The 24579-nt window shown below is 70.6% G+C and carries 24 protein-coding genes and 1 pseudogene; 24 read left to right on the top strand and 1 reads right to left on the bottom strand.

Annotation, left to right across the window (positions count from 1 at the left end; all coding sequences use genetic code 11):
- The first annotated feature begins 1 nt into the window (after nt 1).
- The 8 genes from ruvX (at nt 2) to aroQ (ending at nt 6992) form a co-directional block, all read left to right on the top strand.
- Nucleotides 2-496: a Holliday junction resolvase RuvX gene (gene ruvX, locus G4X40_RS14210; protein ID WP_277833367.1), complete on the top strand. Its 495-nt coding sequence runs from the start codon at nt 2-4 to the stop codon at nt 494-496.
- A complete protein-coding gene (mltG, locus tag G4X40_RS14205) occupies nt 493-1938 on the top strand; it encodes an endolytic transglycosylase MltG (RefSeq protein WP_277833366.1) in 1446 nt (481 codons plus the stop codon). The genes ruvX and mltG overlap by 4 nt, the downstream gene beginning before the upstream one ends.
- Nucleotides 1928-2767 (top strand): shikimate dehydrogenase, encoded by an 840-nt coding sequence (locus tag G4X40_RS14200; protein ID WP_277833365.1) that lies wholly within the window; start codon nt 1928-1930, stop codon nt 2765-2767. The genes mltG and G4X40_RS14200 overlap by 11 nt, the downstream gene beginning before the upstream one ends.
- A gap of 214 nt (nt 2768-2981) precedes the next feature.
- Complete coding sequence (locus G4X40_RS14195) at nt 2982-3620, top strand: prepilin peptidase (RefSeq protein WP_277833364.1); 639 nt, start codon at nt 2982-2984, stop codon at nt 3618-3620.
- A gap of 37 nt (nt 3621-3657) precedes the next feature.
- A complete protein-coding gene (aroC, locus tag G4X40_RS14190; RefSeq protein WP_277833621.1) occupies nt 3658-4869 on the top strand; it encodes a chorismate synthase in 1212 nt (403 codons plus the stop codon).
- The gene (locus tag G4X40_RS14185; RefSeq protein ID WP_277833363.1) at nt 4869-5393 is read left to right on the top strand and encodes a shikimate kinase; all 525 of its coding nucleotides are present in this window, start codon (nt 4869-4871) and stop codon (nt 5391-5393) included. Before aroC ends, G4X40_RS14185 begins: the two co-directional genes overlap by 1 nt.
- Complete coding sequence (gene aroB / locus G4X40_RS14180; protein ID WP_277833362.1) at nt 5390-6529, top strand: 3-dehydroquinate synthase; 1140 nt, start codon at nt 5390-5392, stop codon at nt 6527-6529. The genes G4X40_RS14185 and aroB overlap by 4 nt, the downstream gene beginning before the upstream one ends.
- Before the next feature lie 13 nt (nt 6530-6542).
- Nucleotides 6543-6992 (top strand): type II 3-dehydroquinate dehydratase, encoded by a 450-nt coding sequence (gene aroQ / locus G4X40_RS14175; protein ID WP_277833361.1) that lies wholly within the window; start codon nt 6543-6545, stop codon nt 6990-6992.
- Nucleotides 6993-7054: 62 nt separating this feature from the next.
- Here aroQ and G4X40_RS14170 read toward each other — a convergent pair whose 3' ends face one another.
- Nucleotides 7055-7537, bottom strand: a complete 483-nt coding sequence (locus tag G4X40_RS14170) for a B-4DMT family transporter (protein ID WP_277833360.1) — start codon at nt 7535-7537, stop codon at nt 7055-7057.
- A 115-nt stretch (nt 7538-7652) separates the two neighbouring features.
- Here G4X40_RS14170 and G4X40_RS14165 point away from each other — a divergent pair, with 115 nt between their 5' ends.
- The 16 genes and pseudogenes from G4X40_RS14165 (at nt 7653) to coaBC (ending at nt 24440) form a co-directional block, all read left to right on the top strand.
- The gene (locus G4X40_RS14165) at nt 7653-8756 is read left to right on the top strand and encodes a M24 family metallopeptidase (RefSeq protein ID WP_277833359.1); all 1104 of its coding nucleotides are present in this window, start codon (nt 7653-7655) and stop codon (nt 8754-8756) included.
- Between the two features lie 51 nt (nt 8757-8807).
- The gene (gene efp, locus G4X40_RS14160; RefSeq protein WP_277833358.1) at nt 8808-9371 is read left to right on the top strand and encodes an elongation factor P; all 564 of its coding nucleotides are present in this window, start codon (nt 8808-8810) and stop codon (nt 9369-9371) included.
- A 1-nt stretch (nt 9372) separates the two neighbouring features.
- Nucleotides 9373-9888: a transcription antitermination factor NusB gene (gene nusB, locus G4X40_RS14155; RefSeq protein ID WP_277833357.1), complete on the top strand. Its 516-nt coding sequence runs from the start codon at nt 9373-9375 to the stop codon at nt 9886-9888.
- Between the two features lie 81 nt (nt 9889-9969).
- Nucleotides 9970-11304 carry a 4-aminobutyrate--2-oxoglutarate transaminase gene (gene gabT / locus G4X40_RS14150; RefSeq protein ID WP_277833356.1) on the top strand — a complete coding sequence of 445 codons (1335 nt, stop codon included), beginning with the start codon at nt 9970-9972 and terminating at the stop codon, nt 11302-11304.
- Nucleotides 11305-11361: 57 nt separating this feature from the next.
- Nucleotides 11362-11976: pseudogene (gene pyrR, locus G4X40_RS14145) on the top strand (bifunctional pyr operon transcriptional regulator/uracil phosphoribosyltransferase PyrR); the annotation flags it as partial.
- Nucleotides 11973-12926, top strand: a complete 954-nt coding sequence (locus G4X40_RS14140; RefSeq protein ID WP_277833355.1) for an aspartate carbamoyltransferase catalytic subunit — start codon at nt 11973-11975, stop codon at nt 12924-12926. The pseudogene pyrR and the gene G4X40_RS14140, both read left to right, overlap by 4 nt.
- A gap of 56 nt (nt 12927-12982) precedes the next feature.
- On the top strand, nt 12983-14278 hold the full coding sequence (locus tag G4X40_RS14135) for a dihydroorotase (protein WP_277833619.1): 1296 nt from the start codon (nt 12983-12985) through the stop codon (nt 14276-14278).
- Nucleotides 14275-14832 carry a PH-like domain-containing protein gene (locus G4X40_RS14130; protein WP_277833353.1) on the top strand — a complete coding sequence of 186 codons (558 nt, stop codon included), beginning with the start codon at nt 14275-14277 and terminating at the stop codon, nt 14830-14832. The genes G4X40_RS14135 and G4X40_RS14130 overlap by 4 nt, the downstream gene beginning before the upstream one ends.
- Nucleotides 14829-15971, top strand: a complete 1143-nt coding sequence (gene carA, locus G4X40_RS14125) for a glutamine-hydrolyzing carbamoyl-phosphate synthase small subunit (RefSeq protein WP_277833351.1) — start codon at nt 14829-14831, stop codon at nt 15969-15971. The genes G4X40_RS14130 and carA overlap by 4 nt, the downstream gene beginning before the upstream one ends.
- The gene (carB, locus tag G4X40_RS14120) at nt 15971-19306 is read left to right on the top strand and encodes a carbamoyl-phosphate synthase large subunit (RefSeq protein ID WP_277833349.1); all 3336 of its coding nucleotides are present in this window, start codon (nt 15971-15973) and stop codon (nt 19304-19306) included. Before carA ends, carB begins: the two co-directional genes overlap by 1 nt.
- Nucleotides 19303-20139 (top strand): orotidine-5'-phosphate decarboxylase, encoded by an 837-nt coding sequence (gene pyrF, locus G4X40_RS14115; RefSeq protein ID WP_277833346.1) that lies wholly within the window; start codon nt 19303-19305, stop codon nt 20137-20139. The genes carB and pyrF overlap by 4 nt, the downstream gene beginning before the upstream one ends.
- 3 nt (nt 20140-20142) lie before the next feature.
- A complete protein-coding gene (locus G4X40_RS14110; RefSeq protein WP_277833345.1) occupies nt 20143-21744 on the top strand; it encodes a hypothetical protein in 1602 nt (533 codons plus the stop codon).
- A 173-nt stretch (nt 21745-21917) separates the two neighbouring features.
- Nucleotides 21918-22238, top strand: coding sequence for an integration host factor, actinobacterial type (mihF, locus tag G4X40_RS14105; RefSeq protein WP_277833344.1), 321 nt, complete (start codon nt 21918-21920; stop codon nt 22236-22238).
- A gap of 1 nt (nt 22239) precedes the next feature.
- A complete protein-coding gene (gmk, locus tag G4X40_RS14100; protein WP_277833343.1) occupies nt 22240-22836 on the top strand; it encodes a guanylate kinase in 597 nt (198 codons plus the stop codon).
- 57 nt (nt 22837-22893) lie between these two features.
- Nucleotides 22894-23196 carry a DNA-directed RNA polymerase subunit omega gene (gene rpoZ / locus G4X40_RS14095; protein WP_277833342.1) on the top strand — a complete coding sequence of 101 codons (303 nt, stop codon included), beginning with the start codon at nt 22894-22896 and terminating at the stop codon, nt 23194-23196.
- The gene (gene coaBC, locus G4X40_RS14090) at nt 23193-24440 is read left to right on the top strand and encodes a bifunctional phosphopantothenoylcysteine decarboxylase/phosphopantothenate--cysteine ligase CoaBC (RefSeq protein ID WP_277833340.1); all 1248 of its coding nucleotides are present in this window, start codon (nt 23193-23195) and stop codon (nt 24438-24440) included. Before rpoZ ends, coaBC begins: the two co-directional genes overlap by 4 nt.
- Nucleotides 24441-24579: the final 139 nt, after the last annotated feature.

The following is a 24579-nucleotide window of genomic DNA, read 5'->3' as shown; positions in this document are numbered from 1 at the left end:
GGTGCCGGACGAGCTGCCGGACGCCGACCCCGGACGGGGTCGGCGTCTCGGCATCGACGTCGGAACGGTCCGCATCGGGGTGGCCTCGAGTGACCCCGACTGCGTGCTCGCGACCCCGGTCGAGACGGTCGCCCGCACCCCCAAGACCGACGAGGACGTGCGGCGCATCGTCGCGCTCGTCGACGAGTACGAGGCGGTCGAGGTGATCGTCGGCCGGCCCCGGACCCTGCGCGGAGAGGACGGCAAGTCCTCGAAGATGGCCGGGCGCTTCGCCGACGTCCTCGCACGCCGTATCGCCCCCGTGCCGGTTCGTCTTGTCGACGAAAGGTTCTCGACGGTCACCGCGCAACGCGCGTTGCGCGAGAGCGGGGTTCGCGCGAAGAACCAGCGGTCCGTGGTGGACCAGGCCGCTGCGGTGGAGATCTTGCAGTCGTGGTTGGACGAACGAGCGCAGCGCCTCGCCGCGCAGCGCGCGACCGATGAGGACGGACAGTGAACGACGACCGCGGTGGACACGACGACCAGGGCGGCTACGGGGAGCCCGGCGGGTATCAGGGCCGTGAGGACGGGTTCGTCGAGTACGCCTACCGGCCGCCGGCCCGGCACAGTGCGATGCTGGCGCAGGACGGCGGGGACGAGGACTTCCCGGGTGAGGTCCGTGCACCGCACGACGGCTGGGCCACCGAGCGCGCCGAGCCGCAGTTCGTGCCGGGCGTCGACGAGCACGAACTCCCGCCGCAGGGACGCCGCGCCGCGCGGATGGCCCGTGAGGCGCGCGCCCGAAAGACCAAGCGGCGCCGCTGGATCGGTGTCAGTGCGGCGCTGGCGGTGCTCGTGGTGCTGTGCGTCGGCGCGTACGGGGTGCTGCGGCTCGTCTTCCCGGCTCTGTTCACACCGGATCCGAAGGACTACTCGGGCAACGGCCTGGCGGACGTGGTCGTGCAGGTCAAGGACGGCGACACCACCACCGACATCGCCTCCACCCTGACGCAGGACAACGTCGTCGCCAGCACCGGTGCCTTCCTACGCGCGGCGAAGGACAACTCCGGGATGGCCACCATCCAGCCCGGCTTCTACGCGCTGCGGACCGAGATCCCGGCGAAGCATGCCGTCCAGCTGATGACCAGCCCCGCGGCGCGGGTCGGTCAGGTCGTCATCCCCGAGGGGCGCCAGCTCTCGGACGTGACCACGGTGTCCGGGCACGTCACCGAGGGGATCCTCACACTGATCGCGCACGCCAGTTGCGTACCAGTCGACGGGGGCGGACCCAAGTGTGTGAGTGTCGATCAGTTGCGTGGTGCGCTCGCCGCCGCCGACCCGCGACAAATCGGCGTGCCGACCTGGGCGGTCGACCGGGTGCTGAAGGTGCATGATCCGCAGCGTCGATTCGAGGGGCTGATCAAGGCCGGCACCTGGAACTTCGACCCCACTGCGGCACCGGAGCAGATCCTCAAGACGCTGTTCACCGCGAGCACCGCCGCCTACAACGCCGCGGGCCTGCAGACCGCGGGCGCCGACACGGGCCTGAGCCCGTACGACACCCTGGTGGCGGCCTCGCTCGTCGAACGCGAGGCCCATCCAGCCGACTTCGCGAAGGTCGCGCGGGTGATCGTCAACCGGCTCAAGGTGGGGCAGCAGCTCCAGTTCGACTCGACGGTGAACTATCTGCTCGACCGCGTCGAAGTCGCGACCACCGACAAGGACCGCGAGACCCAGACGCCCTGGAACACGTATGCGATGAACGGGCTGCCGGCGACCCCTATCGCCGCGCCCGGCGACGACGCGCTGCAGGCCGCCGAAAATCCCGCGCCGGGCGACTGGCTGTACTTCGTCACCGTCGACAAGACCGGGACCACGCTCTTCACCGCCGACTACCAGCAGCACCTGGCGAACATCACCCTCGCGAGCAAGGCGGGGGTGCTCGACAGTGGGCGCTGAGCACGAGACACCGCAGGTTGGGCCGCGTAAGGCGGCGGTCCTGGGCAAGCCGATCGAGCACTCCAAGTCGCCGCTGCTGCACCGCGCCGCCTACCGCGCACTGGGGTTGGACGGCTGGACCTACGACCGCATCGAATGCGACGCCGAGGCACTGCCGGGACTGGTCTCCGGGCTCGGACCGGAGTGGGTCGGGCTGTCGGTGACGATGCCGGGCAAGTTCGCGGCGCTCGAGTTCGCGACCGAACGCACCGAGCGGGCGGTCGCGGTCGGGTCGGCGAACACGCTCGTGCGCGTGCCCGGCGGCTGGCGGGCGGACTGCACCGACGTCGACGGCATCGTCGGCGCGCTTGCGGAACTGGGCCTGAGCGATCTGGCCGGAGCGCGGGCGGTCGTCATCGGTGCCGGCGGTACCAGCCGACCGGCGCTGGTCGGGCTGGCGAGTCTCGGGGCCGGCGAGGTGACGGTCGTCGCGCGCAGCGCCGAGCGGGCGCGGGGCGCGCTGGACTGCGGCCGCAACGCGGGGCTTGCGGTGTCGTGGGGCGGCTTCGAGGACGACGAGCTTCGCAGCGCGTGCGGCGCGGCGGACGTGGTGATCAGCACGGTGCCGGCGGCGGCCGTCGCCCCGGTCGCGGGGGCGGTGGCGGCGGCTCCGCGGGTGCTCGACGTCATCTATGACCCGTGGCCGACCCCGCTCGCGATGGCGGTCGAAGCGGCCGGTGGCACGGTGGTCGGTGGACTGTCGATGCTGCTGAACCAGGCGTTCGGGCAGGTCGAGCAGTTCACCGACCTGCCCGCACCGCGGGAAGCGATGGCCGCGGCGCTGCGCTGACATCTCGAGCCCCAGTGTTGCAACTGTCGTGACTGTTCGCGCAGTTCGAACGCTGGGAAACATGGGAACACTTCCAAACATGGGAAGTGTGTGAACTCTGGGCGGCGATCGACACACCATCTCCCGGGGATCGGCTGTCCACAGCCTCCCCGACTTTCCCCAACCTGACCTGCGTCACCTCGAACCGCGCTTGCGGCGCAGCATGATCGGCGTCATGGGGTGGATCGCAGTGGTGGTCGTGGCGGTGGCGGGAGTTGCGGCCGGGTGGGGCATGCGGCTACTGCTGTCACGGCTGGCCCGCTCGGGACCGATCCGCGTCGGCTGGTGCGAGGCGGGGGCCGCGGCGGCCGGCGCGGCGACGGTGGCACTGGCCGGCCGGCCGGCGTCGGTGGAATCCGACTGGTGGCTGACGGTGGCCTGGTGGGTGGCACTGCTGTGGTGGTTGGTGCCGACCTGGTGGGCCGTGGCGCTGACGGTGATCGACCTGCACGAGCGCCGCCTGCCCGATGCGCTGACGTTGCCCGCGGCCGCGGTCGCCCTGCTGTATGCCGCGGCCACCGGGACCGGCGGGGCCGCGGTCCTGGGCGCGCTCACGTTGTTCGTCGTATACCTGCTCGTACACCTGGCCAGGCCCGCCGCGCTCGGCGGCGGGGACGTCAAATTGGCACTGCCCGTCGGCGCGCTGACCGGCGCGGCGGGGGCATCGACCTGGCTGCTGGCGGCGGTGCTGGCCACCGCCGCGACCGCGGCCGCCGGACTGGTGGCGCTTGCACTGCGCCACCATGGCGCGCGCATCGCCCACGGGCCCGGGATGTGCGCGGGTGCGATCCTGGCGCTGATCGCGGCATCTTGACCGGCCGTGTCGGTGGTCGGCGGCCGCGCATGGAAAGATCAGGGCTGTGCTGCGCTGGATTACTGCTGGAGAATCCCACGGACCGTCCCTGACCTCCCTGGTGGAGGGCATGGTCGCAGGTGTGGAGTTGACCACGACCGAGATCTCGTCCGAACTGGCCCGTCGCCGCCTCGGCTACGGCCGCGGCGCGAGGATGTCCTTCGAGGCGGACAAGGTGACGGTGACCGGCGGCGTCCGGCACGGCAAGACCCTCGGCGGGCCGATCGCCATCCAGATCGGCAACACCGAATGGCCCAAGTGGGAACAGGTGATGTCGGCCGACCCGGTCGACGAGTCCGAGATCGAGGACCTCGCACGCAACGCGCCGCTGACCCGCCCGCGCCCGGGCCACGCCGACTTCTCCGGCATGCTCAAGTACGGCTTCGACGACGCCCGCCCGGTGCTCGAGCGCGCCAGCGCCCGCGAGACGGCGGCGCGCGTCGCGGCCGGCACCGTCGCCCGCGCCTTCCTGCGCCAGGCATTCGGTGTGGAGGTGCTCTCCCATGTCGTCTCGATCGGTGGGGCCGGGGTCGCCGAGCCGGGGGTGCCCGGTCCCGGCGACCGCGACGTGATCGACGCCAGCCCGGTGCGTGCCTTCGACAAGCAGGGCGAAGAGGCGATGATCGCCGAGATCGACGCGGCCAAGCGCGAGGGCGACACCCTCGGCGGGGTCGTCGAGGTCGTGGTGCACGGGTTGCCGATCGGGCTCGGCTCGTTCATCAGCGGCGAGAACCGGCTCGACTCGCGGCTGGCCGCGGCACTGATGGGCATCCAGGCGATCAAGGGTGTCGAGGTCGGCGACGGCTTCGAGACCGCGCGCCGACGCGGCAGTGCCGCCCACGACGAGATGCGTCCGGGTCCCGACGGCGTGCTCCGCTCGACCAACCGCGCCGGTGGCCTCGAGGGCGGCATGACCAACGGCGAGCCGCTGCGGGTGCGCGCGGCGATGAAGCCGATCTCCACGGTGCCGCGCGCGCTGTCGACGGTGGACATGGCCACCGGCGAGCAGGCGGTCGCCATCCACCAGCGCTCGGACGTGTGTGCGGTCCCGGCGGCCGGCGTGGTCGCCGAGTCGATGGTCGCGCTGGTCGTCGCGCAGGCGGCGCTGGACAAGTTCGGCGGCGACTCGATCGCCGAGACCCGCCGCAACATCGCCGCCTACCAGGAGACCGTGCAGCAGCGTCTGCGGCACGAGGAGTCGCGGCCGTAATGACCCCGCGTGCGGTGTTGGTCGGGCCGCCCGGTGCCGGCAAGTCGACCGTCGGCAAACGGTTGGCGACCGCGCTGGGTGTGGAGTTCTTCGACACCGACGTCGCGATCGAGCAGGACACCGGCCGGATCATCGCCGACATCTTCGCGCAGGACGGCGAGTCCGGCTTCCGCGAGATCGAGGAGCGGGTGGTCATCGAATCCCTCTCGGCCCAGCCGGGGGTGGTGTCGCTCGGCGGCGGTGCGGTGCTGTCGGCGAACACCCGCGCGGCGCTGCAGGCGCTGCCGGTGGTGTACCTGGAGATCAGCATCGCCGAGGGGTTGCGCCGCACCGGCACCTCCACGGCGCGTCCCCTGCTGGCCGGTGACGACCCGCGCACGAAATACCGGCAACTGATGAACCGGCGCCGCCCGCTCTACCGTGAGGTGGCGGCGATCACCGTGCGCACCGACGGCCGCAGCCCGGGCAAGGTGGTGCGGGAACTGGTCGAGAAATTGACAGGCGAAACGAGGAAAGACACGTGAGCAGCACGGAATCCGGGGCAGCACGAGGCGGCGAGCCGATCCGGGTCGAGGTCCGCGGTGAGCACCCGTACCCGGTGATCATCGGCCGGGGCCTGCTCGGCGAGCTCGTCGACGAGCTGCGGGGCGTCAGGACCGTCGCGATCTTCCACCAGCCGACGCTCGTGGAGACCGCCGAGGCGGTGCGGGAAGCGCTGGCGGAGACCGGCATCGACGCACACCGTATCGAGATCCCCGACGCCGAGGCCGGCAAGGAACTGCCGGTTGCGGGATTCTGCTGGGAGGTGCTCGGGCGGATCGGACTGTCGCGCAGCGATGCGGTGATCAGCCTCGGCGGGGGAGCGGCCACCGACCTGGCCGGCTTCGTCGCCGCAACTTGGATGCGCGGTGTGCGCGTCGTGCACGTGCCGACCACGCTGCTGGCGATGGTCGACGCCGCGGTCGGCGGCAAGACCGGCATCAACACCGACGCCGGCAAGAACCTGGTCGGGTCCTTCCACGAGCCCGCCGCGGTGCTCGTCGACCTGGCCACCTTGGAAACGGTGCCGCGCAACGAGATCATCTCCGGCATGGCCGAGGTCATCAAGGCCGGGTTCATCGCCGACCCGGTGATCCTCGACCTCATCGAGGCCGACCCGCAGGCCGCGCTCGACCCGACGGGCGTCGTGCTTCCCGAGTTGGTCCGCCGCGCCATCGAGGTCAAGGCGAAGGTCGTGGCATCCGACCTGCGCGAGTCGAGCCTGCGCGAGATCCTCAACTACGGGCACACCCTCGGCCACGCGATCGAACGTCGCGAGCAGTATCGCTGGCGGCACGGCGCGGCGGTGTCGGTCGGGCTGGTCTTCGCGGCCGAGCTGGGCCGGCTGGCCGGCCGCCTCGACGACGCCACCGCCGACCGGCATGCCGCGATCCTGCGCAGCGTGGGCCTGCCCACCAGCTACGATCCGGATGCGCTGGGCCAGCTGATCGAGGGCATGCAGACCGACAAGAAGAACAGAGCGGGCATGCTGAGGTTCGTGATCCTCGACGGACTGGCCAAGCCCGGCCGGCTCGAGGGGCCCGACCCGACCCTGCTGGCCGCGGCCTACTCGGCCATCGCCCGCGAGGGCGGGGCTCCGACCACGACCGTGATGCTCTGAAGGTGGTGTGGCGATGAAGGTCAATGTCCTCAACGGACCGAACCTGGGCCGGCTCGGCAAGCGCCAGCCGGAGGTCTACGGTTCGGCCGGCTACGCGGACCTGGTCGACCGGTGTGAATGCGCCGCGGAACGGCTGGGCCTGTCGGTGACCGTCCGGCAGAGCGACCACGAGGGCGAACTGATCGGCTGGGTGCACGAGGCGGCCGACGCGGGCGAGCCGGTGGTGCTCAACGCCGGCGGACTGACCCACACCTCGGTGGCGCTGCGCGACGCGTGCGCCGAACTCACCGAGGGACTGATCGAGGTGCACATCTCGAACGTCCACGCCCGCGAGGAGTTCCGGCACCACTCGTACCTGAGCCCCATCGCCACCGGTGTGATCGTCGGGCTCGGCCTGACCGGCTACGAACTGGCGCTGACCTACCTGGCCGAACGCGCCGGGTACCCGTACCCCACGAGCTGACCGCGCACAGCAAGCGGGCCCATCCGGTCGATCCGGACGGGCCCGCTTCGTGCCGATGGGCTTCAGGCGTGCAGCTCGTGGGCCTCGCGCTCCTCGTAGAGCTCCTCGTCGCGCTCGGACTTGTGTTCGCGGCGACCGAGCCAGCGGCCGACCAGCAACCCGACCGCGGCGGGCGCGATGATCATCAGCGCGGTCCCGGCGGCGCCGGAGGTGATCTCGAAGAAGAACGAGGTCGCGCCGATTCCGGACACCCCGGCCTGGTCGATGATGTAGCAGACCACCCCGGAGATCAGCGCGGTGACGACGCCCGCCTTGATCCACACCATGATCAGATCCTCGCGATCATCGGGATCCTCGTGCCGGCGGGCGTCGACAATGCCGTCGATCCCCGCCCAGATCAGCGCCACGAGCAGCACGATCGCCAACGCGACGAACTTCAGTGTGGTCCCGTGCAGCGGGGCCTCCACGATGACGATCCCCAGGACCGTGCGCGCGGCGATGTGCACGATCGACATGCCGACGGCACGCAACACCCAACGATTCATAGCGGACAGCGTAGCGATGCCGATCGGAGGCAGTGGCGCAACCCACACGTGCGCGTCTCACGAGCCCGTTCGCCGGCGTTGCCCGGCCGGCGCGCTGCGGCGTTAGATTGAGCAGATGCCGGCAATCGAAGAGACCCGTCGCGACGCACTGCGGACCCTGCTCGCCGAGGCGGAGATCGATGCGTTGCTCGTCACCGACCTGCTCAACGTCCGTTATCTGACGGGGTTCACCGGCTCCAACGCCGCGTTGCTCGTCGACGCCCGCGACGAGGCGGGCGCCGAGGACCGGACGTTGCTGTGCACCGACGGGCGCTACCTGACCCAGTCCGCCGAACAGGTGCCGGACCTGGCCGTGGAGATCGACCGGTCGAGCGCGCTGCGGCTGGCGACACTGGCCCAGGATGCCGGTCTGCGCCGACTCGGGTTCGAGAGCCAGGTGGTGACCGTCGACCAGTACTCGGCGCTGTCCGCGCACCTGTCGGACATCGAACTGCGCCGCGCGGGCGGGCTGGTCGAGCGGCTGCGGGAGGTCAAGGACGAGCACGAGATCGCGCTGCTGCGTGACGCCTGCCGGGCCGCGGACGAGGCACTCGCTGCGCTGCTCGCCGAGGGCGGGATCCGCCGCGGCAGAACGGAACTCGAGGTGGCCCGGCGGCTCGAGTGGCTGATGCTCGAACACGGCGCCGACGGGATCTCGTTCGAGACCATCGTCGCGGCGGGCGCGAACTCGGCGGTGCCGCATCACCGGCCGACCGATGCGGTGCTGGCGACTGGCGACTTCGTCAAGCTGGACTTCGGGGCGCTGGTGCGGGGCTACCACTCCGACATGACCCGCACGGTGGTGCTGGGCGAACCGTCGGCGTGGCAGCAGGAGATCTACGACCTGGTCGCCCGCGCGCAGGCAGCGGGCCGGGTGGCACTGTCGCCGGGGGCGGCGGTCGCCGACGTCGACGCCGCCGCCCGCGCGGTGATCGCCGAGGCCGGCTACGAGGAGTTGTTCCTGCACGGCCTCGGACACGGGGTGGGTCTGCAGATCCACGAAGCGCCGGGAATCGGCGCGAATGCCACCGGTACACTTTCCTCAGGTGCGACCGTCACCGTCGAACCTGGCGTGTATTTCGCCGGTCGCGGCGGGGTGCGGATCGAGGACACGCTCGTGGTGCGCGAGCCGGGTCCCGAATTGCTCACCCTCACCACCAAGGACCTGGTCGTCATCTGACGGCCTACCGACCTGCCGATGTGCGGCAGAGACACTTCAGAGAGGCGAACAGTGGCTTCGACCAGCGACTTCAAGAACGGGCTCGTGCTCAACATCGAGGGCCAGCTCTGGCAGATCATCGAGTTCCAGCACGTCAAGCCGGGCAAGGGTCCCGCGTTCGTCCGCACGAAGCTCAAGAACGTCACCTCCGGCAAGACCGTCGACAAGACCTTCAACGCCGGCGTCAAGGTGGAGACCGCCACCGTCGACCGTCGCGACATGACGTACCTGTACCAGGACGGCAACGACTACGTCTTCATGGACAGTCAGACCTTCGATCAGGTCCAGATCAGCGGCGACCTGCTTGGCGGCGACGCGAAGTTCCTGCTCGAGAACATGACCGTGCAGATCGCCACCAACGAGGGCGCGCCGCTGTACGTCGAGCTGCCGGTCTCGGCGGAGTACGTCGTGCAGCACACCGACCCGGGCCTGCAGGGCGACCGCTCGACCGGCGGCACCAAGCCCGCCACCCTCGAGACCGGCGCCGAGATCCAGGTGCCGCTGTTCATCAACATCGGCGACAAGCTCAAGGTCGACACCCGCGACGGCAGCTACCTCAGCCGTGTGAACGCCTGACGTGAGCAGCTCGTACAAGAAGCTCGGCGCTCGGCACAAGTCCCGCAAGCGCGCCGTCGACCTGCTCTTCGAGGCCGAGGCCCGCGGGGCGGATCCGCGGGATCTCGCGGACGAGCGGATGGTGCTGGCCCGCGACGACGACCAGGTCGCCCCGGTCGCCGAGTACACGCTCACCCTCGTGCGCGGCGTCGCCGAGAACCGGGACCGCATCGACGAGGTCATCTCCTCGCATCTGCAGGACTGGAGCCTCGAGCGGCTTCCTGCCGTGGACCGCGCGATCCTGCGCATCGCGGTGTGGGAGCTGTTGCACACCTCCGACGTGCCCGAGGTGGTCGCGGTCGACGAGGCGGTGGAACTGGCCAAGGCGCTGTCCACCGACGATTCGCCCGCGTTCGTCAACGGGGTGCTCGGCCAGGTGGTCCTGGTGGCGCCGCAGGTGCGCGCCGCCGCGGCCGCGACCCTGCGCAGTGAGGCGCGTGACGAGAACGACCCGGGAGATCCCGAACCGGGCAACTGACCGACCCGCCGGGGTCACACTGGTGGACACAGCTCGTGCCGTACAGCGCGGGGTCCGCCGGAGTGACCACCGGGAGGGCAGATGAGTCAGCCGACATTCCGACTGCCCCAACGCCGGCAGGTGAACACCGCGCTGCCCGGCCCGCGCTCGCAGGAACTGGCGCGGCGCCGGGCCTGTGCGGTCCCGCCCGGCGTGAGCTCCGCCGCCCCGGTGTACGCGGCCGAGGTCGACGGCGCGATCGTGGTCGACGTCGACGGCAACGCGTTGATCGACCTCGGCTCCGGCATCGCCGTCACCGGCGTGGGGGCTTCGAACCCGGCGGTCGCCGCCGCGGTGTCCGACCAGGTCCGCCGCTTCACCCACACCTGCTTCATGGCCACCCCGTACGAGGGGTACATCGCCGTCGCCGAGTATCTGAACGAACTGACTCCCGGCGACCACGACAAGCGCACCATCCTGCTGAACTCCGGTGCGGAGGCTGTCGAGAACGCGGTCAAGGTCGCCCGCTACGCCACCGGACGCAGCGCGATCGTGGTGCTGGACAACGCCTATCACGGCCGCACCAATCTCACGATGGCATTGACTGCCAAGGCGATGCCGTACAAGTCGGGGTTCGGGCCGTTCGCGCCCGAGGTCTACCGAGTGCCCGGCTCGTATCCGTACCGCGACGGACTGTCCGGTGCGCAGGCCGCCGCCCGCACGATCGCGAAGATCGAATCCGAGGTGGGCGCCGACCGCGTCGCCGCGGTGCTGTTCGAGCCCATCCAGGGCGAGGGCGGGTTCATCGTCCCCGACGCGGGATTCCTTGTCGCACTGACCGATTGGGCGCGTGAGCACGGCGTGGTCAGCATTGCGGACGAGATCCAGGCCGGGCTCGCGCGCACCGGCGCCTGGTTCTCCTGCGAGCACGACGGGGTGGTGCCGGACCTGGTGACGTCGGGCAAGGCGCTCGCCGACGGGCTGCCGCTGGCGGCGGTGACCGGCCGGGCCGAACTGATGGATGCCGTGCACCCGTCGGGGCTCGGCGGCACCTACGGTGGCAATCCGGTCGCCTGCGCGGCGGCGGTGGCCACGCTCGACCAGATGGTCGAGCTGGACCTGGTGGGCCGGGCTCGCCGCATCGGCGAACGGGTGCTGCCGCGGCTGCAGTCGCTCCCTCACCCCGCGATCGGCCAGGTGCGCGGCCGCGGCGCCATGCTCGCGCTGGAACTGGTGCGGCCCGGAACCACCGAACCGGCGCCGGAGTTCGCCCGAAAGGTCGCCGCCGACACGCTCGGGCACGGCGTGATACTGCTCACCTGTGGCACCTACGGGAACGTCATCCGGTTGTTGCCGCCCTTGGTGATCGGCGAGGAACTGCTGGTCGACGGCCTGTCCGTGCTCGAGTCCGCGCTCGGGGCGCTGCCGCGATCCTGATAAGCTGACCGCCGTCAGACATCCTTTAACGAGCCGTCCAGTGAGGCGGATAAGGAGGTCCATTTGTCCGCGCGTGAACTGCTTTCCTCCGCCGACGTCGGCCGCACCATCGCCCGCGTCGCGCACCAGATCATCGAGAAGACCGCCCTGGACGCGGACGACGCGCCCCGCGTGGTGCTGATCGGAATCCCCACCCGCGGCTCCACTCTCGCCGCCCGGCTGGCCGGCAAGATCGAAGAGTTCACCGGCGTCCGCCCGCCCGTCGGGTCGCTGGACATCACCCTGTACCGCGACGACCTGCGCAGCAAGCCGCACCGTCCGCTCGAGCGGACCACCGTGCCGCCCGGCGGCGTCGAGGGCGCGCTGGTGGTGCTCGTCGACGACGTCCTCTACTCCGGCCGCACCGTGCGCTCCGCACTCGACGCGCTGCGCGACCTGGGTCGCCCGCGCTCGGTGCAACTGGCGGTGCTCGTCGACCGCGGTCACCGCGAGCTGCCGATCCGCGCCGACTACGTCGGCAAGAACGTGCCCACTGCGCGCACCGAGGACGTCATGGTGCTGCTGGCCGAACACGACGGAACCGACGCCGTGGTGATCAGCAACGGTCGCGACCGCGACGGGGACGCCGACACCCATTCCGACAACGAACACAGCTCTGGAGCGGCCGAGTGAAACACCTGCTGTCGATCGACGATCTGACCGCCGACACCGCGACCGAACTGCTCGACGAGGCGGAACGATTTCAGCAGGCGCTGCTGGGCCGCGAGGTCAAGAAGCTGCCGACCCTGCGCGGCCGCACCGTGATGACGGTGTTCTACGAGAACTCGACTCGCACCCGCGTCTCGTTCGAGGTCGCCGGCAAGTGGATGAGCGCGGACGTGATCAACGTCAGCGCCAGCGGCTCGTCGGTCGCCAAGGGGGAGTCGCTGCGCGACACCGCGCTGACCCTGCGCGCCGCCGGCGCCGACGCGCTCATCGTGCGTCACCCGGCCTCCGGTGCGGCGCAACAGATCGCGCGCTGGACCAACGACGGCGGGGAATCGGGCGTGAACGGTCCCGCTGTCGTGAATGCCGGCGACGGCATGCACGAGCACCCCACGCAGGCGCTGCTCGACGCCTTGACGCTGCGCCAGCGGCTCGGCTCGGTCGCGGGCCGGCGGGTGGTCATCGTCGGCGACATCCTGCACAGCCGGGTCGCCCGCTCGAACGCGCTGCTGCTGAGCATGCTCGGCGCCGAGGTGGTGCTGGTCGCGCCGCCGACCCTGCTGCCGACCGGGGTCGAGCAGTGGCCGGTGACCGTCTCGCACAGCCTCGACGCGGAACTTCCCGGCGCCGATGCGGTGCTGATGCTGCGGGTGCAGGCGGAGCGGATGAACGGCGGGTTCTTCCCGTCGACGCGCGAGTACTCGATCGGCTACGGACTCAACGAGCGCCGCGCCGGCCTGCTCGCCGACCACACGGTCGTGTTGCACCCCGGCCCCATGCTGCGCGGCATGGAGATCTCCTCCGCTGTCGCCGACGCGCCGCGCACCGCGGTGCTGCAGCAGGTGAACAACGGCGTGCACGTGCGGATGGCGGTGCTGTTCCGGCTGCTCGCGGGCGGTCAGGAGGCCGGGCTGTGAGCGCGGAGGTCAACAGCGCGGGAGCACACGCGCCCGGGAACGATTCTGGAGTGAACATGCAGGTACTGCTCAAGGGTGTGCGGCCGTACGGCGAGGGCGACCCGGTCGACGTGCTGCTCGGCGAGGGCCAGATCCTCGAGATCGGTGCGGGGCTGGCGGCCACGGAGGGTGTCGAGGTGATCGACGGTGCGGGCCAGGTGCTGCTGCCCGGGTTCGTCGACATGCACACCCACCTGCGCGAACCCGGCCGGGAGGACACCGAGACCATCGCGACCGGTTCGGCCGCCGCGGCGCTCGGCGGCTACACCGCGGTGTTCGCGATGGCCAACACCGATCCGGTCGCCGACAACGCGGTGGTCACCGACCACGTGTGGCGCCGCGGCCAGGAGGTCGGGCTGGTCGACGTGCATCCGGTCGGTGCGGTCACCGCCGGGCTCGGCGGCAAACAGCTCGCCGAGATGGGCGCCATGGCGAACGGCGTCGGCGCGGTGCGGATGTTCTCCGACGACGGCAAGTGCGTCGACGACCCGCTGCTGATGCGCCGCGCCCTCGAGTACTCCCGCGGTCTGGGGGTGCTCATCGCGCAGCACGCCGAGGAGCCCCGCCTGACCGTCGGCGCCGTCGCCCACGAGGGCCCGAACGCCGCGCGCCTGGGCCTGGCCGGTTGGCCGCGTGTCGCCGAGGAGTCGATCGTCGTGCGCGACGCGCTGCTGGCCCGCGACGCCGGCGCCCGCGTGCATGTGTGCCACGCCTCCACTGCGGGCACCGTCGAGCTGCTCAAATGGGCCAAGGCGCAAGGTATTTCGATCACGGCCGAGGTCACCCCGCATCATCTGCTGCTCGACGACTCGCGGCTGGAGACCTACGACGCGGTCAACAAGGTCAATCCGCCGCTGCGTGAGGCGTCCGATGCGCAGGCGCTGCGCGCGGCGCTGGCCGACGGCACCGTGGACTGCGTGGCCACCGACCACGCCCCGCACGCCGAGCAGGACAAGTGCTGCGAGTTCTCGGTGGCCCGGCCGGGCATGCTCGGGCTCGAGACCGCCCTGTCGGTGATCGCCGAGACGATGGTCGGCCCGGGCCTGCTGGACTGGCGCGGCGTCGCGCGGGTGATGAGCGAGCGGCCCGCCGAGATCGTCGGGCTGCCGGACCAGGGCCGGCCGATCGCGGTCGGCGAACCGGCGAACCTGGTGCTGGTCGACGCGGATGCGCGCTGGACGGTGCAGGCGAAGGAATTGGCGAGCATCGCCGACAACACCCCGTACGCGGGCCTGGAGTTGCCGGCCAAGGTCGCCACGACGATCCTGCGCGGCCGGGTGACCGCGCACGAGGGAAAGGTGCGTGCACTGTGACCCGGGCATTTCTGGTGATCATCCTGGTCGCGTTCTGGGCGCTGCTGGTCTATGCGATGTACCGCGGCTGGCGCCGCCGGGCCCGCAACCAGGGCGCGATCCTCGGCGACCTGCCGACCTGTCCGGAGGACCTGGGCCCACCGGTACTGCCGGTGACCACCGGCGTGTACGTCGGCAGCACGATGGCGCCGAACTGGCAGGACCGGATCACGGTCGGGGACCTGGGTTTCCGCGCGACGGCCGCGCTGTCGCGGCACGGCCGGGGCATCCTGCTCGAACGCAACGGCAGTGAGCCAATGTGGATCCCCGACGAGTCAATCGTCGAGATCCGCACCGACCGGCGGCTCGCCGGCAAGGTGATGAGCCGCGACGGGCTGCTGGTGATCCGGTGGCGGCCGGGCGGCGGCCCGGACCCCGCCACCGAGATCGACACCGGGTTCCGCGGCGACGACAAGAACATCTATCCACGCTGGGTAGCCACCGAGCAGCAGCTCCACGGCGGCAGCGCCGACAAGTCGGGCACCACAGATCAGAACAGAGAGGCAGGACAGTGAGCGAGGCGGTACTGGTACTGGAGGACGGACGGTCCTTCCGCGGCGAGAGCTTCGGCGCGGTCGGGCGCACCCTCGGCGAGGCGGTCTTCAGCACCGGCATGACCGGTTACCAGGAGACGCTCACCGACCCGAGCTACCACCGGCAGATCGTGGTCTCCACGGCGCCGCAGATCGGGAACACCGGCTGGAACGACGAGGACAACGAGTCGGTCGGGCCGGACGGCAGCGCCGCCGGGGCGAAGATCTGGGTCGCCGGCTATGTCGTGCGCGACCCCTCCCGCCGCGTGTCGAGCTGGCGTGCCACCGGTTCGCTCGACGACGAGCTGGTCCGCCAGGACATCGTCGGCATCGCCGGCATCGACACCCGCGCGCTGGTGCGCCACCTGCGCACCCGCGGCTCGATGCGCGCCGGGATCTTCTCCGGCGACGCACTCGGCACCGACGAGCTGATGCTCGCCCAGGTCACCGGGCAGCCGCAGATGCTCGGCGCGGACCTGGCCGGCGAGGTGACCACCAAGACCGGCTACCTGGTCGAGCCCGACGGCGAGGCGCGCTTCACGGTCGCCGCCATCGATCTGGGCATCAAGTCGAACACCCCGCGCATGTTCGCCCAGCGCGGCATGCGTGTGCACGTGCTGCCGGCGTCGGCGACCCTCGACGACATCACCGCGCTCGGCGTCGACGGGGTGTTCCTGTCGAACGGCCCCGGCGACCCGGCCACCGCCGACGACGCCGTCCAGCTGACCAAGGACGTCATCGGCAAGGGGCTGCCGCTGTTCGGCATCTGCTTCGGCAACCAGATCCTCGGCCGCGCGCTGGGCCTGGGCACCTACAAGATGAAGTTCGGCCACCGCGGCATCAACATCCCGGTCATCGAACACGAGACCGGCCGCATCTCGATCACCGCGCAGAACCACGGGTTCGCGCTCGAGGGCGAGGCAGGCCAGGAGTTCGACACCCCGTTCGGGCGCGCGGTGATCAGCCACACCTGCGCCAACGACGGCGCCGTCGAGGGGGTGCGGTTGCTCGACGGGCGGGCCTTCTCGGTCCAGTACCACCCGGAGGCCGCCGCCGGCCCGCACGACGCCGCCTACCTGTTCGACCGTTTCACCAGCCTGCTCGAGGGAGTCAAGAACTAATGCCGAAGCGCACAGATCTCAAGCACATCCTGGTGATCGGCTCCGGACCGATCGTCATCGGCCAGGCCTGCGAGTTCGACTACTCGGGCACCCAGGCCTGTCGCGTGCTGCGCGAGGAGGGCCTGCGCGTGTCGCTGGTCAACTCCAACCCGGCCACGATCATGACCGACCCCGAGTTCGCCGACTCCACTTACGTCGAGCCGATCACCCCCGAGTTCGTCGAGAAGGTGATCCTCACCGAGAAGGCCAACGGCACCCCGATCGACGCGGTGCTGGCCACCCTCGGCGGCCAGACTGCGCTGAACACCGCGGTCGGGCTGCACGAGCTGGGGATGCTCGAGAAGCACGACGTCGAGCTGATCGGCGCCGACTTCGACGCGATCCAGCGCGGCGAGGACCGGCAGAAGTTCAAGGACATCGTCACCAAGGTCGGCGGCGAGTCCGCCCGCTCGCGCGTGTGCTTCACGATGGACGAGTGCAAGGAGACCGTCGCCGAACTCGGCTACCCGGTGGTCGTGCGGCCGTCGTTCACCATGGGCGGGCTCGGTTCGGGCATGGCGTACGACGAGGCCGACCTCGAGCGGATCGCCGGCGGCGGCCTGGCCGCGAGCCCGACCGCGAACGTGCTCATCGAGGAGTCGATCCTCGGCTGGAAGGAGTACGAGCTCGAGCTGATGCGCGACGGCAACGACAACGTCGTCATCATCTGCTCGATCGAGAACGTCGACCCGGTCGGCGTGCACACCGGTGACTCGGTCACGGTCGCCCCGGCGATGACGCTGACCGACCGCGAGTACCAGAAGATGCGCGACCTCTCGATCGACATCCTGCGCGAGGTCGGCGTCGACACCGGCGGCTGCAACATCCAGTTCGCGCTGGACCCGACGAACGGCCGCATGGTCGTCATCGAGATGAACCCACGCGTGTCGCGGTCGTCGGCGCTGGCGTCGAAGGCGACCGGCTACCCGATCGCGAAGATGGCCGCGAAGCTGGCCATCGGCTACACGCTCGACGAGATCATCAACGACATCACCAAGGAGACGCCGGCCTGCTTCGAGCCGACGCTGGACTACGTGGTCGTCAAGGCGCCGCGGTTCGCGTTCGAGAAGTTCCCCGGCGCCGACGCCACGCTGACCACCACGATGAAGTCGGTCGGCGAGGCCATGGCCATCGGCCGCAACTTCACCGAGGCGTTCGGCAAGGTGCTGCGCTCGCTGGAGACCAAGCGGGCCGGCTTCTGGACGGGTGCTCCCCTCGAGGAGACCGACCTGCCCGCGCTGCTCGAATCGCTCGAGGTCCCGCACGACGGCCGCTTCTACGGCGTCGCGAAGGCCTTCGAGCTGGGCGCGACCCTCGAGCAGGTCTTCGATGCCACCGCGATCGACCCGTGGTTCCTCGACCAGATCCAGCAGATCGTGGAGCTGGGCGAGACGGTTCGCACCGCCGGCGAGTTCGGCGAGCGCGAGCTGCGGTTCGCCAAGCACCACGGCTTCTCGGACCGGCAGATCGCGGCACTGCGCCCGCAGCAGTTCGAGACCGAGGATCGGGTGCGTGAGCTGCGCGACCAGCTCGGTGTGCACCCGGTGTACAAGACCGTCGACACCTGTGCGGCCGAGTTCGAGGCGCGCACGCCGTACCACTACTCGACCTACGAGCTGGACCCGAACGCGGAGACCGAGGTCGCCCCGCAGGCCGAGCGCGAGAAGGTCATCATCCTCGGCTCGGGACCGAACCGCATCGGCCAGGGCATCGAGTTCGACTACTCCTGTGTGCACGCCGCGCAGACGCTGTCGGAGGCCGGGTACGAGACCGTCATGGTCAACTGCAACCCGGAGACGGTCTCGACCGACTACGACACCGCCGACCGCCTGTACTTCGAGCCGCTGACCTTCGAGGACGTGCTCGAGGTGTACCGCGCCGAGACCCTCTCGGGTTCGGTGCGCGGGGTCATCGTGCAGCTCGGCGGCCAGACCCCGCTGGGCCTGGCCCGCCGGCTCAAGCAGGCCGGTGTCCCCATCGTCGGCACCAGCCCCGAGGCGATCGACCTGGCCGAGGACCGCGGCGAGTTCGGCCGCGTGCTCACCGAGGCCGGGCTGCCCGCGCCGAAGTTCGGCACCGCCACCACCTTCGGCGGTGCCCGCGACATCGCCGCCCGCATCGGCTACCCGGTGCTGGTGCGCCCGTCGTACGTGCTCGGTGGCCGCGGCATGGAGATCGTCTACGACGAGCAGTCGCTCCAGGACTACATCTCCCGCGCCACCGAGATCTCCGACGACCGGCCCGTGCTGGTCGACCGGTTCCTCGAGGACGCCATCGAGATCGACGTCGACGCGCTGTGCGACGGCACCGAGGTGTACCTCGGCGGCATCATGGAGCACATCGAGGAGGCCGGCATCCACTCCGGCGACTCGGCGTGCGCACTGCCGCCGATCACGTTGGGCCGCGCCGACATCGAGAACGTGCGCCGCTCCACCGAGGCGCTGGCGAAGGGCATCGGCGTCAAGGGCCTGCTCAACGTCCAGTACGCGCTCAAGGACGACGTCCTCTACGTGCTCGAGGCCAACCCGCGCGCGTCGCGGACCGTGCCGTTCGTCTCCAAGGCGACCGCGGTGCAGCTGGCCAAGGCGTGCGCCCGGGTCATGCTGGGGGAGTCGATCGCCGAGCTGCGCGGTTCGGGCATCCTGCCGGCCGAGGGCGACGGCGGCACCACGCCGCTGGACGCGCCCATCGCCGTCAAGGAAGCGGTGCTGCCGTTCCACCGGTTCCGTCGCGCCGACGGCACCGGCATCGACACGCTGCTCAGCCCCGAGATGAAGTCCACCGGTGAGGTCATGGGCATCGACGCCGATTTCGGCACGGCCTTCGCCAAGAGCCAGGTCGCCGCCTACGGTTCGCTGCCCACCTCGGGCACCGTGTTCGTCTCGGTGGCGAACAAGGACAAGCGCTCGATGGTGTTCCCGATCAAGCGTCTCGCCGATCTGGGCTTCACCGTGCTGGCCACCGAGGGCACCGCGGACGTGTTGCACCGCAACGGCATTCCGTGCGAGCGCGTGTACAAGCAGTCCGGCGAGCAGGTGCCCGACGGTCAGCGCACGATCGTCGACCGGATCAAGGACGGCGAGGTCGACCTGGTGGTCAACACCCCGTTCGGCAACTCGGGCCCGCGCGTCGACGGCTACGAGATCCGCGCGGCCGCGGTGTCGAAGTCGATCCCGTGCGTGACGACCGTGCAGGGCGCCTCGGCGGCGGTGCAGGGCATCGAGGCGGCGCTGCGCGGCGACATCGGCGTGCGGTCGCTGCAGGCGCTGCACGCGTCGCTGCGGGCCGAGCGGTGAGCTTCGGCCCGTCGTTCGGCGCTCGCCTGTTCGAGGCGACCGCCGCCCGCGGACCGCTGTGCGCGGGCATCGACCCGCACGCGGCGCTGTTGCAGGCGTGGGGGCTCAGCGACGACGCGGCCGGGCTCGCAGAGTTCACCGACCGCTGCGTGCAGGCGTTCGCCGGGCACGTGGCGGCGGTGAAGCCGCAGGTCGCGTTCTTCGAACGGTTCGGCAGCGCCGGCTACGCGGTGCTCGAGCGCGCCATCGCGGCGCTGCGCGAGGCCGGGACGCTGGTGGTCGCCGACGCCAAGCGCGGCGACATCGGCTCGACCATGGCCGGCTACGCGTCGGCCTGGCTCGACGTCTCCTCGCCGCTGTGCGCGGACGCGGTCACCGTGTCGCCATACCTGGGTTTCGGGTCGCTCGATCCGGTGTTGCAGGCTGCCGAGGATGCCGGCGCGGGCGTGTTCGTGCTGGCGGCGACGTCGAACCCCGAGGGCGCACAGATCCAGCGTGCTGTGGCTGCTGGTGGCCGTTCCGTCGCGCAGACGATGGTCGACGAGGCCGGCGCACGCAATGCCGGTGCCGAGCCGATGGGTTCGCTCGGGGTGGTGGTCGGCGCGACGCTGACCGAGGCGCCGGATCTGGCCGGGCTCAACGGTCCGATCCTGATGCCCGGCGTGGGCGCGCAGGGCGGTACTGCCGAGGACGTCTCGCGGCTGGCCGCGGGCAACCTGCGTGCGGTCCTGCCGAGCGTCTCGCGGGAGATCCTACGGGCCGGTCCGGACGTGGCGGCGCTGCGCGTGGCCGCGGAACGCAGTGCGGAAGGGTTTGCCTTCCTGTTGGATTGAGTCGTGTCGTCTGCCGGATCGGGCCGCGTGCTGCGGGTCTTCGTCGAGGGCTGGATCATCGAGGACGGCTCGCTGGCGCGGCCCGAGGTCGGTCGGACGATGCAGGCCTGTCTGTCCTTTCATCGCAACGACCGGCCCGACCGGGTCGACAGCGCGACGCTCCGGGCAGTGGCGACTCCGCAATCCTCGCCGGACCCGTCGACCTATGACGGCCGCCTGTGGTGGAGTTCGATTCTGCGCGGCGACGGGTGGACCGCGTATTGGCGTGACACGCGCCCCTGGACCGGCCGCGTCGAGGTCGCCGGTGCGCTCTCCGTCGACGACTCCTGGAGCGCAGGCCCGGTGCGGGGACTGGTGACCCGGGTGCGCTTGGCGACTTGTTCGTGCGAGGCGACCAGCCCACGGGAGCCCTACGGGTGGCAGCGTGTGCCCGGCCTTCCCGATCGCTACGTCGATGTGCAGGTGGCGCCGGGGCGGTTCGAACGGGTCTGGGACGAGTCCTCGCTGACCGGACGCATACCCGAGCTCGGACACACCTACGACCATCAGACCGGTGTGCTCGTCGACCTGGACCTCGACCGTGCGGAGCCGGAGCCTCCGCGGCCACGGTTCGCGCCCGGAGCGGTCGGCGCGTGCGGAACCGATCTGTGGGTACTCGACCGGCAGTTGCCGATCCTGGTGCACCTCGCCGACCCGGCGGGGGAGGTGGTGGCGATCGAACACCTGCTCCCGGCGTCGGTCGACCCCGATCCGGCGCGCGGCGCGCGACGCGTGTTCGTCGACGCCGACGGCTGTTGGGCGAGCGCCGCCGATGGGATCCTTCGAGTGACGCCGCAGCCGACCGGAGAGAGCCGAGCGGAGCGAGCCGACATCGGCCAGGTGCGGCTCACCGCAGCGCGTGACGGAGTTCTGCTCACGCTGGGTGAGCGCACTCACCTGTTCCGGCCCGACGCGGCACCGTCGCCGATCGAACTCCCGAGCGGCCGCCCACAACATGCGGTGGCGACCGACGACGGATTCCTCATCTTGGTCGTCGAGGGTGAGGAACACCAGGCGATGGCCGACGGGCGCCGGACGGTTCACGGCACGCGATACCGGCCGGTCGCCGTGACGTCGACCGGTGAGGTGACGGTCGGCCCGCAGGTCGCAGTGATGGTGAGTTCGGGTGTGATCCTCACCCCGACGCCCGACGGTGTGCGTCTGGACCCGATGCGGGGATCGTCGGGACCGGGCCCGTGCCTGGTCACTTCGGACCTGGCAGTGCTGTCTGCCCGCCCTCCATTGCTGCCGCGCGCACCGCTTGCCGGTGGCCGGGTGGGCGACCGGACCTGGCTGACCACCGACCGGCCCGACGGCACCGGCCGCTCCGGCTGGTGGCCGCTGAGCAGCGCCGACGAACTCCCGCCGACGTCGTGCGGCGGGTGGCTGTTCGTGCTGCTCGACGCCGCAACATCGCAGGTCACCGTGGTGATCCCGATCGACGACCCGCAGCCCGACGTCGCCGCCACCGCCGACGGGACGGTGTGGATCGCCGGCGCCGGACTGCGCGGGCTACGCCGGGATGGCTCGGTGGTCGAAATTGACGTTCCCGCACTGCTTGGCTGACTGCGCACGGCCGGTTCGGCGGGCCACTATCGCACTCGGATTAGCGGCCCTGACCTGGGGGGTGCGTTCGCCAACGACCCAGGATGTGGGTACGGTCGCTTTCGCTGCTGGGTAACCAGCGGATAGAACGCAATGCTGCCAAGTGAGACAGCCAGAATTGAGACGGAGGAATCGTGGCCCTTCCCCAGTTGACTGATGAGCAGCGCGCCGCTGCTTTGGAGAAGGCAGCAGCCGCCCGTAAGGCCCGGGCTGAGCTCAAGGAGCGCCTCAAGCGCGGCGGCACCGACCTCAAGCAGGTCCTCAAGGATGCCGAGAACGACGAGATCCTGGGCAAGATGAAGGTCTCGGCCCTGCTCGAGGCGCTGCCGAAGGTGGGCAAGGTCAAGGCCCAGGAGATCATGACCGAGCTGGAGATCGCCCCCACCCGCCGTCTGCGCGGCCTGGGCGACCGGCAGCGCAAGGCCCTGCTGGCTCGGTTCGACTTCGACGCCTGAGGTGACCGACGCTCGAGCGGCGGACACCGCTGCTGCAACGGCGAGGGGCCGGCTGGTTGTTCTGGCCGGTCCCTCCGCCGTCGGCAAGTCCAGCGTGGTGCACGAACTGCGCAGCCGCCTGCCGCAGCTGTACTTCTCGGTCTCGGCCACCACGCGTGCGCCGCGTCCCGGTGAGGTCGACGGCCGCGACTACCACTTCGTGAGCACCGACGAGTTCCAGCGCATGATCGACCAGGACGAGCTGCTCGAATGGGCCGACATCCACGGCGGCCTGCAGCGCTCCGGCACCCCCGCTGGACCGGTCGAGCAGGCGCTGCAGCAGGGGTTGCCCGTGCTGGTGGAGGTCGACCTCGCGGGCGCGCGTGCCATCCGCCGGGCCCGGCCCGACGCGACACTCGCGTTCCTCGCCCCGCCGAGCTGGGAGGAACTGGTCTCCCGGCTCGCCGGCCGCGGCACCGAATCCGCCGAGGCGGTCGAGCGGCGGCTGCAGACGGCCAAGGTCGAACTGGACGCTCAGCACGAGTTCGACACTGTGATCGTGAACGACACCGTCGACCACGCCACCGCGAAGTTGGTATCCTTGCTGGTTGGTGCCTGAAGTTTTCGGGCACGTGTCTGTCTCATCATCTACACACACCATTTCAGGAGTAGCCGAGTGACCACCAAAGTCGACAGCGCCGAGTCCAACGTCCCGGGAGCGGTGCCGGCTTACGACACCCCCCTCGGCATCACCAACCCGCCCATCGACGAGCTGCTCGAGCGCGCGTCGTCGAAGTACGCGCTGGTGATCTACGCGGCCAAGCGCGCCCGCCAGATCAACGACTACTACAACCAGCTCGGCGACGGCATTCTCGAGTATGTCGGCCCGCTCGTCGAGCCGGGCCTGCAGGAGAAGCCGCTCTCGATCGCGATGCGCGAGATCCACGCCGACCTGCTCGAGCACACCGAAGGCGAGTGAACGCCACCGGATCCGCGTCGAAGCGGATCGTTGTCGGCGTCGGTGGCGGCATCGCCGCCTACAAGGTCTGCTCGGTCGTCCGCAGGCTGACCGAACTCGGCCACCAGGTGCGGGTCGTCCCGACCGAGTCGGCGCTGCAGTTCGTCGGCGCCGCCACCTTCGAGGCGCTCTCGGGGCAACCGGTCGCCACCGGCGTGTTCGCGAACGTGCCGGAGGTGCCGCACGTGCGGCTCGGCCAGGAGGCCGACCTGGTCGTCGTCGCCCCGGCGACCGCGGACCTGATGGCCCGCGCGGCGCACGGAATGGCCAACGATCTGTTGACCTCCACACTGCTCACCGCGCGATGTCCGGTGATCTTCGCGCCTGCCATGCACACCGAGATGTGGGAGCACCCGGCGACCGCCGAGAACGTCGCGACGCTGCGATCCCGCGGCAACATCGTCGTCGAGCCCGCCTCCGGGCGGCTGACCGGCGCCGACTCCGGCGCAGGGCGGCTGCCCGAGCCCGAGGATATCGTCGCACTGGCGATGCTCGTACTCGAACGCGCGGACGCGCTGCCCCGGGACCTCGAGGGCCACCGGGTGGTGGTCACCGCCGGCGGCACCCGTGAGCCGCTCGACCCGGTCCGGTTCCTGGGCAACCGCAGCTCCGGCAAGCAGGGGTATGCGCTGGCGCGCCTGGCCGCCCAACGCGGCGCTGACGTCGTGCTCATCGCCGGCGCCACCGCGAACCTGGCCGACCCGGCCGCGGTGACCGTGGTGAAGGTCGGCACCGCCGACCAGATGCGCCAGGCCGTCGACAAGCACGCGCCGGACGCCGAGGCGGTGATCATGGCCGCGGCGGTCGCCGATTTCCGCCCGACCACGCTTGCGGCCAACAAGATCAAAAAGGGTGACGACGAGCCCGACACCATCCCGCTCAGCCGCAACGACGACATCCTCGCCGGGCTGGTCGCCGGCCGCCGCGAGGGTGGGCTGCCCCGTAACCGGGCCATCGTGGGGTTTGCGGCCGAGACCGGTGACGAGCACGGCGACGTGCTCTTCCACGCCCGCGCCAAGCTGGCGCGCAAGGGCTGTGACCTGCTGGTCGTCAACGCCGTCGGCGACGGCCGCGCGTTCGAGGTGGACTCGAACGCCGGGTGGCTGCTCGGCGCGGACGGCAGCGAGGTGCCTGTCGAGCACGGTTCGAAGGACCTGATGGCGAGCCGGATCCTCGACGCGCTCAGCGGCCTGCTCGGAGCCTGATCGCGACGGATCGCCGGGGTGCGGTCTAGGGTCGACGGCGGAGGGGTTGTCGCCGCAGTGGTGTAGAACACCGATAGTCTGCAAAACAATCTTGTGAATCAGCTCGTTGAAGCTTGAGTGCGCGGCCGGACCACACGGC

The organism is Speluncibacter jeojiensis (genome assembly GCF_029589495.1).
GTDB lineage: Bacteria > Actinomycetota > Actinomycetes > Mycobacteriales > Mycobacteriaceae > Speluncibacter > Speluncibacter jeojiensis.
The sequence above is the reverse complement of the archived record's forward strand: the minus strand, read 5'-3'. Positions and strand labels throughout refer to the sequence as shown.